This window comes from Agromyces sp. NPDC056523, from assembly GCF_042794545.1.
Classification (GTDB): Bacteria; Actinomycetota; Actinomycetes; order Actinomycetales; family Microbacteriaceae; genus Agromyces.
Map to the genome: position 1 here is coordinate 409,494 of NZ_JBHTTM010000003.1, position 12,412 is coordinate 421,905.

A 12,412-nucleotide genomic window follows, 5' to 3' on the forward strand; every position below is an offset into this window, starting at 1 on the left:
TCAAGCAGATGGACCTCGACGCCCTCGCGACCGCCCGACACGACGACTGGGAGCGCCTCGACGCGCTCTCACGGAAGGCGCGGATCGACGGCCCGGCCGCCGACGAGCTGATCGAGCGATACCAGGCTGCGGCATCCGACCTGTCGCTCGTCCAGGCCACCGCCGGCTCGACGGCGCTCGGCGACCGCCTCTCCGTCTCGCTCGCCCGGGCCCGGCTGCGCTTCACCGGCGCGCCCGAGAATCCGCTGCGGCAGCTGGCGCACTTCTCGCTCGTCGGCCTGCCCGCCGCGCTGTACCGCGTCAGGTGGCTGACGCTCGCCGTGGCGCTCGCGACGTTCGTCGTCGCCGCGCTGTACGCCCTCTGGGTGGCCGGCGACCCGCGCGTGCTCGCGAACCTCGGGTCCGAGGAGGAGCTGCGGGCGCTCGCCGAGGAGGGCTTCGTCGCGTACTACTCCGAGAACCCGGCGGCGTCGTTCGCCGGCTCGGTGTGGACCAACAACGCCTGGATCGCAGCGCAGTGCGTGGCATTCGGCATCACCGGCGTCTGGGTGCCGTACGTCGTGCTCCAGAACGCGCAGAACCTCGGGCTGACGGCGGCGGTCATGTTCGCGTACGACGAGGCCGACACCTTCTTCCTCTACATCGCGCCGCACGGGCTGCTCGAGCTCACGTGCGTGTTCGTCGCCGCGGCCGCCGGCCTCCGGATCTTCTGGGCATGGGTCGCGCCGGGGCCGAGGACGCGCGGCGCGGCGCTCGCCGAGGACGCGCGGGCGCTGTTCTCGGTCGCGATCGGCCTCGTGTTCTTCCTCCTCATCGCTGGCCTCATCGAGGGGTTCGTCACGCCGGCGCCCTGGCCGTGGCCGGTCAAGATCGGCATCGGCGCGCTCGCCCTGGCCTGGCTGCTCGTGACCATGCTCGTGCTCGGCCGTCGGGCGAGCCGTGCCGGCGAGACCGGGGACCTCGCCGCGTTCGATGCCGGCGCGCGACGGGTCGTCTCCGGCTGACCTCGGGAGCGCCGGGCGTCAGAGCTGCCCGGCGGCCTTGAGCTCGAGGTAGCGGTCGGCCAGCGCCGGCGGCAGTTCGTGGGGCGGTGCGGTCACGGTCAGGCCGCCGAGCCGACGGATCGCCGCCACCACGCGTTCACCGTCGAGCAGGCCCCGCTCCGCGCCGGCCGCCCGGTAGGCCTCGTCGAGCGATCCGCGCTCGCGGCTCGCGCCGACGAGGTCGGGGTCGGCGACCGACGCCACGATCACGGTGTGGCCCGCGGTGAGCTGCGGCAGCACCGACAGCAGGCCCCTGGCGGTCCCGGGGGAGTCCGCCGCCGTCAGCAGGACGACGAGCGCGTGCCGGCTCGTCACGCGGCGCACCTGCGCGGGAACCGCGGTCCAGTCCGCTTCGATCAGCTCGGCATCGATGTCGGCCATCGAGTCGACCATGCGGGCGAGCAGCTCGGCGCCGCCGGCGCCGTGCACGCGACCCCTCAGCCGGCGGTCCCACGCGAGGAAGTCCACCCGGTCGCCCGCGTGCGAGGCGAGGGCCGCCAGCAGCAGCGCGCTCTCGAACGCGGTGTCCAGGCGCGGCTCGTCGCCGATCCGCGCCGCGGCCGCGCGTGAGGTGTCGACCACGATGACGATGCGCCGGTCGCGTTCGGGGCGCCACGTGCGGACCATGAGCCGCGTCGTGCCGCGCGACTCGGGGTCGGCACGGCGGGCGGTCGCACGCCAGTCGATCGAGCGCACGTCGTCGCCGCGCACGTACTCGCGGATCGAATCGAACTCGGTTCCCTGGCCGCGGATCAGGAGCGGCGTGCGTCCGTCGAGCTCGCGGAGTCGTGTCAGTCGCGATGGCAGGTGAGCGCGCGAGTGGAACGGGGGGAGCACGCGCAGCCTGCCCGGCGCGGCGAGCGTTGCCTGGCGCGCCCACACGCGCAGGGGGCCGAAGGAGCGCAGCGTCACCTGCTCGGTGCGCCGTTCACCACGTCGCGTCGGCGTCAGGCGGAGGGAGACGCGCCGTGCCTCGCGCGGCGGGACGTCCACACGGGTGCGGTTGGCACCCTGCACGCCGGCGGACGGCGTCCAGCCGTCACGGACGACGGCGCGCAGCCGTCGGGCGCCGAGGTTGCGCACGACCAGCTCGGACGTCGCCGTCTCGCCGAGCCGCAGCCGGCCGGGCAGCTCACGGGAGAGCGCGACGCGGCGGGGCGAGGCGGCCAGCGCGAGGTCGACCGCCCCGAGCACCACGAGGAGGACGAGCCAGCCGAGCAGGACGGCCCACGCGGCATCCGCTGCACCGCCGAAGAGCACGACGGGCACCGCGCCCAGCGCGAGGAGGAGCGTGAAGCGGCCGGTGATGGTCATCGCTAGAGCGGCACCTGCACCTGCTGCACGACCGAGCGGAGCACCTGGTCGACGGACACGCCCTCGAGCTCGGCCTCGGGGCGGAGCTGGACGCGGTGGCGCCACGCCGGCAGGAGCATGGCCTGGACGTGGTCGGGCGTGACCTTCTCGAACCCGGTCAGCCAGGCCCATGCCTTGGAGGCGGCGAGCAGGCCGGCCGCGGCGCGCGGGCTCACGCCGAGACGCATCGAGGGACTCCGTCGCGTCGCCCGCGCGAGGTCGACGACGTACGCGAGCACGTCGTCGGCGACGCCCACGCGGCCGGCCGCGGCGCGGGCCGACGCGAGTTCCGCCGCGCCGAGCACGGGTGCGACGCCGGCGGCCTCGAGATCGTGCGGATCGAACCCGTCGGCGTGCCGCCGCAGCATCCGGACCTCGGCGTCGCGCTCGGGGACGTCGAGCACGAGCTTGAGCAGGAACCGGTCGAGCTGCGCCTCGGGCAGCGCGTACGTGCCCTCGTACTCGATCGGGTTCTGGGTGGCCGCGACGAGGAACGGGTCGGGCAGGGGCCGGGTGACGCCGTCGACCGAGACCTGGCGTTCCTCCATGGCCTCGAGGAGCGCCGACTGCGTCTTCGGCGGCGTGCGGTTGATCTCGTCGGCGAGGAGCAGGTTGGTGAACACGGGCCCCTCGCGGAAGGCGAACTCGCCGTTGCGCGGGTCGTAGGCGAGTGAGCCCGTCACGTCGCCCGGCATGAGGTCGGGCGTGAACTGCACCCGTCGCGTCTCGAGGCGGAGCGTGCGGCTCAGCGTGCGCACGAGCAGCGTCTTCGCCACGCCGGGCACGCCCTCGAGCAGCACGTGCCCGTTCGCGAGCAGCGCGATGATCAGGCCCGTCACGGCGCCGTCCTGTCCGACGACGGCCTTGCCCACCTCGGTGCGCACGCGGTCGAGTGCGGAGCGGAGCTCGGCGTCGTCGGGATTCGGGTCGGTCATGGTCGCCTTCCTGTCGGATCGGATGCGTCGTGATCGTCGGCCGGGCGCATCGCGGTGCGCACGGACCTCTCGAGGTCGTCGAGGTCGCGGGCCAGGTCGACGAATTCGCGGTCGCCCGCGGGCAGCGCGCCGACCAGGGTGGCCCGAACGGATGGCGCGGGGCGGCCGATCGCCTCGGACACGCCGGCGACGACCGCATCGACCGGTGCGTTCCGCGGCAGCCGGAGCAGCTCGGCGAGGCGCCGGATCGTCCCGACGCGGAGCTGGTCGAGCGCGTGCACGCGCGCCGACGAGCGAGCGTACAACCGCGCGCGTCCCTCGCCGGTCTCGGCGGCCGGCACGTGCACCGGCAGGTCCTCGACCACGAGGGGACCGAAGCGGCGACCGCGCCAGATGCCGGCCGCGAGGGTGACGAGGGCGAGCAGCACCGCGACCGGACTGACCCAACCCGGAGTCAGCTCCTCCAGGGTCGGCGCGGTCGCGCCGTCGACGTCGGCCGGGCCGGGAAGGTACCAGACGAGCTCGTCGCGGCTGCCGAGCAGGCCGATCGCGAGCGCGGCGTTGCCCGCCTCGTCGACGGTCTCGTTGGCGAAGACGGCCCCGGAGCCGACCAGCGCCACCTGTGCCCCGTCGGGCGAGGGGCCCGTCACGACGGCGAATCCCTCGCCGTCGGCGAAGCAGCCCGCGAATCCGGATATCGCGGCGTCGTCGTCGATCGTCAGCAACTGCTGGCCCTCGGAGAGCTCGCCGGCGCGCCGGGCGGCCGGCAGCTCGCACGCGACCTCGTCGATCGCGCCGTCGGCCGACCCCGCGAGCCTCACGCCCGGCGCGAGCACCTCGAGCGCCGCGAAGTCGGGCCTGGCGATCACGAGCTCGTCGGCTGCACCCGCCAGCGCAGCCACGTCGTCGCGGCCGAGCAGCCCGGCCTCGTCGTACAGGAACACGGTGGCTCCCTCGGCGGCGCTTCGGGCCTCGGCCAGCGATCGCACGGCTTGCACGTCGACGCCCTGGCTCGCGAGCACGCGCGCCAGGGCCTGGGCGCCGCCGGGTGCGGGATTGTCGGTGGCGAGGGGCGTGCCCGGCGGCCGGACGAGGCCCTGCACGAACGCGAGGACGAGGGCGCCGAGCACGAGCGCGACCGCGATCACGATCCACGCGCGTCGTCGTCGCACCAGTGAGCGCAGGCCCGGCGTGACGACGGGGCTGGCGGCCGCCTCCGTCACTCGCGCACTCCGTTCGCCGCCGTCTCCGCGAGCTCGCGCTCCAGTTCGGGCACGGATGCCGCGAGCTCGCGATCGAGCTCGGCGATCTGCTCGTACGCTGCCGCCGACCCGGCACGGGCGAGGTAGCGGACGTCGTCGAAGTCGGCGGCCGCGGCCTCGAGCCGCACCGCGTGCTCGGGGAACGGGACGGCCGCGGCCGCCGCCATGCCGTGCGCCGTCGTGCCCGGATGGACGCGCACGAGCTCGCGTTCGACGAGCCCGCGCACGAGCGCGCGGAAGCGCTCCTCGATCGCGAGCGGCCAGTCGCCCGCCCGGGCCGCGGCGTCGGCGGCCGATCTCAGCGTCGCGGCATCCCGCACGTCGCCGTCGTCGAAGAGGGGCACGGCACCGCTCGCCCGGCGCCGCAGTCGCGGCAGCCCGAACACGAGCAGCCCGACCACGACCAGCACCACGGCGAGCGTCACGAGGACGAGCCAGAGCGCGGGCAGCGGGAGCCCGCCCGCACCGGAGAACAGGTCGGCGATCCAGTCGCGGATCGCCTGGGCGGCCAGGTCGAACGCCGTCGGCTCGGCGGCGCGGTACTCGGGCCGGGCGAGCTCGTCGAGGACCCATCGACGCGCCTCGTCCGCATCGGGTTCGAGCGGCGGGTCGAGTCGCGCCGCGTGGATCAGGACCACGTCGTGACCGGATCGTGCTCCGACGGGGGCAGGTAGGGGTCGTCGACCGGTCGGCCCGCGTCGCGCGCCTCGACGTGGCGCTCGAGCTCGAGGTCGAGCCCTTCGGTGCGCATCCGCAGGTCGATGTAGATCACCGCGATCAGGGCGGCCTGCACGACCGCGGTGATCGCGCCGATCAGCACCGACAGCACGAGTGTGGCGACGGTGGTGCCGATGGAGATCGCCAGGTAGGTCTCACCCGCCGTCGGGTCGATGAGGATGGCGAGGATGGTGCCGAGCAACGAGACCGGTTGCACCACGACCTGCGCGGCGAACGACAGGATCACCCCGACCAGGAGGATGAGGCCGAACGTGCGCCAGAAGTTGCCGTTCGTCAGGGTCCAGGACCGACGGACCGCGGTGGCGACGCCGGCCCGCTCGAGCACGATCACGCTCGGGACGAGCGCCAGCTTGGTGCCCAGCCACGCGCCGAGGACAGCCAGGCCGAGCAGCGCGGCCAACGCGAGGAGGACGACCACGAGGACGGTCGCGGGGTCGGGGAAGATGACCGCGACGGCGATCACGCCGCCGACCACGAGCGCGAACACGCCGCCGACGACCGCGCCGACGATCAGCGTCCACCCGATGAGTGGCCAGATCCGCGCGGCGGCGCGCCGCCACAGCGCGCCGAACGAGAGGCGCTCGCCGAGCGTGCCGCTGGCCACCTCGACGACCATGACCCCCTGGAGGAAGGCGCCGGCGACCACGGAGATCGCGATGGGCACGAGCGAGAGCAGGATGATCCATCCGACCGCGCCCGACAGGATGGCGTCGACGTCGGCCGCGCTCGCGGTCTCGACGCGGCCGAAGATCCAGACGAACAGGGGGACGAACACGACGGCGGTGGCCACGGCCGAGACGAGCTGGACCACGAGCCCGGTACCGAAGACCGGAGCGGGATTGCGCCGCAGCGTGCGGAACGGCGCCCACAGCAGGGTGCCGAAGCCCATCGGGCGCAGCGGGAGGAGGCCGGGCCGGGGCGGCGGGGTCCATGCCTGCGGGCCGGACGGGGGAGGCCAGGCACCCGGCGGCGGCGGGCCGTACCCCGTCGGAGCGGACGCCGACGTCGCACCAGGCGGCACGTACGGCGGGGGAACGGGGGCGCCCGGCGGAGGCGGCGGCGGGACGGGCTGCGCCCAGTCGTGATCGGACACCTGCTGCGCTCCTTCCGGGATGCCACCAATGCTGCCACAGCCCGCCCACGGCGGTCTGCCGGGATGGACCGACTGTGCTGGTGGGCACTGGTTTCCGGTCCGACGCCTCGCGCGGCGGGCCCGACGGAGAACGGACGCATGACGCAACGCGTACTCGTCGTCGACGACGACACGGCCCTCGCCGAGATGATCGGGATCGTGCTGCGAACCGAGGGGTTCGATCCGGCCTTCTGCGCGGACGGCGCCGGCGCGCTCGCCGCGTTCCGCGAGACCAGGCCCGACCTGGTCCTGCTCGACCTCATGCTGCCCGGCATGGACGGCATCGAGGTGTGCGCTCGCATCCGCGCGGAGTCGGGGACGCCGATCATCATGCTCACGGCCAAGGGCGACACCGCCGATGTCGTGCGGGGGCTCGAGTCGGGCGCCGACGACTACATGGTCAAGCCCTTCAACCCCAAGGAGCTCGTCGCCCGGATCCGCACGCGCCTGCGCCCGGCGCCCGAGTCCGTCGTCGAGACCATCGCGATCGGCGATCTCGAGATCGACGCCGCCGGCCACGAGGTGCGCCGGGGCGACGAGCGCATCAACCTGACCCCGCTCGAGTTCGACCTCCTGCTCACGCTGGCGTCCAAGCCGCAGCAGGTGTTCACGCGCGAGATGCTCCTCGAGCAGGTGTGGGGGTACCACTACAAGGCCGACACGCGCCTCGTGAACGTGCACGTGCAGCGCCTGCGGGCCAAGGTCGAGCACGACCCCGACAACCCGCGCATCGTGATGACCGTGCGCGGCGTCGGGTACCGCGCCGGCGCGACCACCTGAGGCGGGCCGCGGGATGTCGGCGGCGGCGAACCCGGCGGCGGCGGTCGCGCGATGGGCGCGTGACCGGGGCCGCCGGCTCGGCACCGCGTGGCGTCGCTCACTGCAGTTCCGGACCGTGCTCATCACGCTCGGACTGTCGACCCTCGCCATCCTCGTGATCGGCTTCACGATCTCGTTCACCGTCGCGTCGAACCTGTTCCAGGCGCAGGTCGAGCGCGTTCTCGCGTCGTCGGCGACGGCCGACGCTGCGGCGCAGGCCGCCATCTTCGCCTCGGATGCCGCAGACCGTGCGTCCGTGCAGGCGGTCACGAACTCGGCGATCCGCACCATCATCAGCGTGTCGGGCAGCGCGGACATCGCCGTGTTCCGCACCCCCGACACCGCGCCGTCGAGCATCGCCCCGCCCGATTTCCTGAGCCCCGACCTCGCCGGCAAGATCTCGCCCGAGCTGCGCGAGCGCGTGCAGGAGAATCCCGGCGACCAGTTCTGGCAGTCGGTCGAGCTCGAGGATGACGGCGACCCGGTGCCCGGGATCGTGGTGGGCAGCGATCTCGAGATCCCCGGCGCCGGCCGCTACGAGGTGTACATCGGGTACGACCTCGCCGAGGCGGACCGGACCCTGTCGTTCATGCAGCTCACGGGCGTGATCGGCGCCGTCGCGCTCATCGCCATGCTGAGCGCCATCACGCTCATCGTGGTCCGCTGGGTGATCGAGCCGATCCAGGCCGTCGCCGCGACGAGCCGCCGGCTCGCTGCCGGCGACCTCGGAGTGCGCCTGCCGGTGCGCGGCGAGGACGAGCTCGCGGCGCTCGCGGAGTCCTTCAACGGGATGGCCGACACCCTGCAGGCCCGCATCGGCGAACTGGCCGAGCTCTCGGTCATGCAGCAGCGGTTCGTCTCCGACGTCTCGCACGAGCTGCGCACACCGCTGACCACGATCCGGCTCGCCGGCGACGTCCTGTACGGGCAGCGCGAGGACTTCCCGCCCGCGACGGCCCGGACGGTCGAGCTGCTCCGCACGCAGACCGAGCGGTTCGAGAACCTGCTCGCCGACCTGCTCGAGATCAGCCGCTACGACGCCGGTTCGGTCGAGCTCGAGACCGAGCCGACGAACCTCGTGCACCTCGCCGGCGAGACGGTCGAGTCGATGCACTCGCTCGCGCTCGAGCGAGGGAGCGAGCTCCGGCTCGATGCACCGGGCGGGCACCTGGACGCCGACGTCGACCCTCGCCGGATCCGACGCATCGTCCGCAACCTCGTCGGCAACGCCATCGAGCACGGCGAGGGGCGGCCCATCGTCGTCTCGGTCGACAGCAACGCCGGCGCGGTGGCGATCGCGGTCCGCGACTACGGGCTCGGCATGTCCGATGATGAGGCGGAGCGCGTGTTCGACCGGTTCTGGCGTGCCGATCCGAGCCGTCGCCGCACCCTCGGCGGCACGGGCCTCGGCCTCGCCATCTCGCTCGAGGACACCGTCGCGCACGGCGGCACGCTCGACGTGTGGTCCGAACGCGGACGCGGCACGGTGTTCCGGCTGACCCTGCCGCGGCAGGGCGGCGCCGACCCCGCCACGATCGTCTCGCCGCTGGCGCTCGAGCCCGACGACCCCGCCGCGACGGGGCCGGCCGCGATCCGGTCGGTTCCCACCGACACGTCGGTCATCGAGGAGGTGCACGATGCGTGATCGGGTGCGGCATCCCCGAGCGCTCCGGGCGGCGCTCGCGGCCCTCGCGACCGCGTTGCTCGCGCTCACGACGGCCTGCGTGTCGATTCCCACGAGCGGGTCCGTGAACCCGGGCCTGGCCGAGGCTCCCGACCAGCCGGTCGACCTCGACGTGTTCGCCCGAGGCCCGCAGCCGGGCGCCACGCAGCAGCAGATCCTCGACGGCTTCATCGACGCCGCCGCGAGCCCGAGCGGGAACTACGAGATCGCACGGCAGTTCCTGACGGAGGAGTTCTCCGACGTGTGGGAGGCGGACACGGGCGTGACCATCGACGTGCTCGCCGACCGGTCCTTCACGCCCGTGTCGACCGACGTCATCCGTGCGCAGGCGGTGCCTGCTGCGAGCCTCGCGCCGAACGGGCAGTACCTCGAGTCGCTCGCCGGCGCGCCGTTGCAGCTCGAGTACCGCTTCCAGCAGGTCGACGGGGAATGGCGCATCTCGAGCGCGCCGAGCGGAGTGCTCATGGACGAGACGAACTTCCAGCTCGTGTACCGGGACTACACGCTCGCCTTCTTCGACCCGCAGTTCCGGTTCGTCGTGCCGGATGTCCGGTTCTTCGCCGGCCGGGACTCCGCCCAGACGAGCATCGTGCGCGCGCTGCTCGCCGGCCCGGCCGAGTGGCTCGCGCCCGGTGTCGTGTCCGCGTTCCCCGAAGACCTCACGCTCGATCCCGGAACGGTCCCGGTGAGCAACGGCGTCGCCGAGGTGTCGCTCGCGGGCGCCGCGTTCGACAACCTGCGCACCGTCCAGCTCATGCAGTACCAGCTGGAGCAGAGCCTGCAGTCGGTCCGCAACGTCGACGACGTGCAGCTCTCCCTGAACGGCGTGGTGCAGAGCTCTCCGGAGCTCACGGATCGACCCGAGCGCTCGCCGCGCGTCGATCCGCGCCCCGTCGTCTACGACGGCCAGGCCTTCGGCCACCTCGCGGCGACGGGAGCCGAGGTCTCGCCGATCGGGGGCATCTCCGACCAGGTCGTCGGGCTCGCCCCGACCGGTGCGGCACTCGGCCCCGACGGCACGGCCGCGGCCGTCCGGGCGGCCGACGGCGTGTGGCTCGTGCGAGAGGACGCGGAGCAGGAGCTGCTCGATCCCCGTGCCGGGCTCATCGTGCCGGCGCTCGACGTCGACGGGATCGTGTGGTCGGTCCCCGCCGACGCGCCCGACCAACTCGCGTGGTTCGCGTCCGACGGCGGCGAGGGCAACCAGATCGGCGTGCCGTGGACGGCATCGAGGATCGTCTCCCTCCAGGTGTCCCGCGACGGCACGCGGCTCGTCGCGCTGCTGGCCGAGGGCTCGCGGACACGGGTCGTGGCCGCCTCGATCCAGCGCGACGAGGCGGGGCGCCCGCTCGGCCTCGGGCCCGTCGCGCTCGAACTCGCCGGGACCGCCGCCGCGCCGATCGACGTCGCCTGGCTCGACCCCGGGACCGTGGGGACGCTCACGCAGTCCGCCGGCGGAGAGCCGCGCCTCGCCCTGCAGGAGCTCGGCGCACCGTCCGACCCGGGGGAGGGGCCAGCCGGTGCCGTCCAGGTGGACGGCGCGAACAGCATCCGCGACCTGCGGGTGCTCACGTCCGACGGCGATATCGCGACGCGCGCTGGCGTGGGCTGGCAGGTCCAATCGCGCGACGTCGTCTTCCTCGCCACGCAGCAGACCGACTGACCGGGTCGCCACCCCTCCTCCACGACCCGGGACGGCCGCCCGGATCCGACGGCTCGGACCGAACGCGCCACGATCCCGCTGCGGCAGGGCAGCGTGGGACGGTGCCGATCGTCCATCGCCCCGACCCGTGTTCGAGCCGCACCGTCGTCCAGCTCGTCCGCGACGCGCTCTTGGACGCGGTCGGCCTGCTCGTCCCCGTCTCGTGCGCAGGATGCGGCGCGCCCGACCGCGCCGTCTGCGCCGCATGCCGGGCCGCCCTCGCGCCGGTGCCCGTGCGCGCCCCGCGCCCCGAGGTCGAGTCGTGGGCGGGGCTCGCGTACGCCGGAGTCGCGGCACGCGCCATCCGCTCGTTCAAGGACGAGGGGCGCACGGATGCCGCTCCCGCCCTCGCACCTGCGCTGCGAGCCGCCCTGGCCTCCGCCTGCGCCTCGTCCGGCCGCACCGCCGGACTCGAACTCGCGGCGGTGCCCTCCACGGCGACGGCACGCCGCCAGCGCGGCTACGAGCCGGTCGCGCTGCTCGTGCGCCACGCCGGCTTCCGGCCGACCCGGGTGCTGCGCGCGCGCGAGCGGGCCGACCAGGCGGGGCTCGACCGGTCGGCGAGACGCGTGAACGCCGACGGGGCGTTCGCGCCCGTCCGCCGCCTCGACGGGCGCCGGTTCGTACTCGTCGACGACGTCGTGACGACGGGTTCCACGCTCGCCGCGGCGGTCCGCGCCATCCGCTCGGCCGGCGGTTCGGTCGACGCCGTCGCGGTCCTCGCGCACACCCCGCTGCGGATTCCCGTGGATCACCTGAACGACTGACGAACGGCTCGTGACATCCGACACCGCGGGGGCTACGGTGTCAGGACAGGCGTGGTCGAACCACCCTTCCGATCCGGGTGACACGCCGGTTGGATGGAGGTCCTCATGGAACTGAACATCGTCGGACGCAACCTGGAAGTGACCGATCGATTCCGCGCCTACGCGGCCGAGAAAGCCGAGAAGGTCTCCAACCTGTCCGACCGTGCCATCTCGCTCGATGTGAAGGTCAGCCGGCACAACGAGAAGAACGGCAACTCCGGGCTCGACCGGGTCGAGCTCACCCTCGTCGGCAAGGGCCCGGTGGTCCGCGCCGAGGCCGACGGGGCCGACAAGTACGCGGCGTTCGACGTCGCGCTCGGACGACTCGTCGAGCGCATCCGCCGCGCGAAGGATCGCCGCAAGGTGCACCGCGGCGGCAGCCGGCGCCAGACCTCGCTCCGCGAGGCGACCGACGCCGGGTTCAGCGACGTGGGCGTGCAGGCGGCCGACGTCGAGATCCTCGAGAAGGTCCGCACGGGCAACATCCCCATCGTGACCGAGACGTCGGAGCAGGAGGAGGACGAGGCGTACTCGCCGGTCGTCATCCGCCGCAAGGTCTTCGCCGCGACCCCCATGACCGTCGACGACGCCCTGTACCACATGGAGCTCGTCGGCCACGACTTCTACCTCTTCATCGATGCCGAATCGCACCGCCCGAGCGTGGTCTACCGCCGCAAGGGCTGGGACTACGGCCTCATCGGGCTCGACGAGCACGGCGTCGCCGACGCCACGTCCGAGACCGCGGCGGCGGCGTCGCTGGCCGGCACCGCATCCTGATCCGTTCCGACCCGTCGGCCCCGGTCGGGCGTCCTGCCCGTCCGCGGCCGATGCCGTGCCATCCCCGGAGCCGATGCCCAGACCGCTGCCTACTAGCATGGCTATGATGACCGTCTGCAAGGCGGATCCTCCGGCGTGCGCGGGTGCCCCACCCCGACGTC

General features: G+C 73.6%; 11 protein-coding genes. 6 read left to right on the plus strand and 5 right to left on the minus strand.

The annotated features are described in order from the left end of the window. The first annotated feature begins 8 nt into the window (after window positions 1–8). Window positions 9–1,004 carry a stage II sporulation protein M gene (locus ACFQ58_RS12765; RefSeq protein ID WP_376951499.1) on the plus strand — a complete coding sequence of 332 codons (996 nt, stop codon included), beginning with the start codon at window positions 9–11 and terminating at the stop codon, window positions 1,002–1,004. Window positions 1,005–1,022: 18 nt separating this feature from the next. Here ACFQ58_RS12765 and ACFQ58_RS12770 read toward each other — a convergent pair whose 3' ends face one another. The 5 genes from ACFQ58_RS12770 to ACFQ58_RS12790 are packed head-to-tail and all read right to left on the minus strand — an operon-like array spanning window position 1,023 to window position 6,220. After that, window positions 1,023–2,357 (minus strand): DUF58 domain-containing protein, encoded by a 1,335-nt coding sequence (locus ACFQ58_RS12770; RefSeq protein ID WP_376951500.1) that lies wholly within the window; start codon window positions 2,355–2,357, stop codon window positions 1,023–1,025. A 2-nt stretch (window positions 2,358–2,359) separates the two neighbouring features. Next, window positions 2,360–3,331: an AAA family ATPase gene (locus tag ACFQ58_RS12775; RefSeq protein WP_376951501.1), complete on the minus strand. Its 972-nt coding sequence runs from the start codon at window positions 3,329–3,331 to the stop codon at window positions 2,360–2,362. Then, a complete protein-coding gene (locus ACFQ58_RS12780; RefSeq protein ID WP_376951502.1) occupies window positions 3,328–4,554 on the minus strand; it encodes a DUF4350 domain-containing protein in 1,227 nt (408 codons plus the stop codon). Before ACFQ58_RS12780 ends, ACFQ58_RS12775 begins: the two co-directional genes overlap by 4 nt. Continuing rightward, entirely contained in the window at window positions 4,551–5,231 is a 681-nt protein-coding gene (locus ACFQ58_RS12785) for a DUF4129 domain-containing protein (protein WP_376951503.1), read from the minus strand. Before ACFQ58_RS12785 ends, ACFQ58_RS12780 begins: the two co-directional genes overlap by 4 nt. Beyond that, on the minus strand, window positions 5,222–6,220 hold the full coding sequence (locus ACFQ58_RS12790) for a hypothetical protein (RefSeq protein WP_376951504.1): 999 nt from the start codon (window positions 6,218–6,220) through the stop codon (window positions 5,222–5,224). The genes ACFQ58_RS12785 and ACFQ58_RS12790 overlap by 10 nt, the downstream gene beginning before the upstream one ends. A gap of 342 nt (window positions 6,221–6,562) precedes the next feature. On the opposite strand from ACFQ58_RS12790, the gene mtrA reads away from it, so the two are divergent. The 5 genes from mtrA to hpf all read left to right on the plus strand — a co-directional run bounded on the left by mtrA (window position 6,563) and on the right by hpf (window position 12,251). Then, window positions 6,563–7,243: an MtrAB system response regulator MtrA gene (gene mtrA / locus ACFQ58_RS12795; RefSeq protein ID WP_376951505.1), complete on the plus strand. Its 681-nt coding sequence runs from the start codon at window positions 6,563–6,565 to the stop codon at window positions 7,241–7,243. Between the two features lie 13 nt (window positions 7,244–7,256). Then, window positions 7,257–8,927 carry an MtrAB system histidine kinase MtrB gene (gene mtrB / locus ACFQ58_RS12800; RefSeq protein WP_376951506.1) on the plus strand — a complete coding sequence of 557 codons (1,671 nt, stop codon included), beginning with the start codon at window positions 7,257–7,259 and terminating at the stop codon, window positions 8,925–8,927. Next, window positions 8,920–10,629: a GerMN domain-containing protein gene (locus ACFQ58_RS12805; protein ID WP_376951507.1), complete on the plus strand. Its 1,710-nt coding sequence runs from the start codon at window positions 8,920–8,922 to the stop codon at window positions 10,627–10,629. Before mtrB ends, ACFQ58_RS12805 begins: the two co-directional genes overlap by 8 nt. 101 nt (window positions 10,630–10,730) lie before the next feature. Further along, window positions 10,731–11,435: a ComF family protein gene (locus tag ACFQ58_RS12810; RefSeq protein ID WP_376951508.1), complete on the plus strand. Its 705-nt coding sequence runs from the start codon at window positions 10,731–10,733 to the stop codon at window positions 11,433–11,435. Window positions 11,436–11,540: 105 nt separating this feature from the next. Beyond that, the gene (gene hpf, locus ACFQ58_RS12815; protein WP_376951509.1) at window positions 11,541–12,251 is read left to right on the plus strand and encodes a ribosome hibernation-promoting factor, HPF/YfiA family; all 711 of its coding nucleotides are present in this window, start codon (window positions 11,541–11,543) and stop codon (window positions 12,249–12,251) included. Window positions 12,252–12,412: the final 161 nt, after the last annotated feature.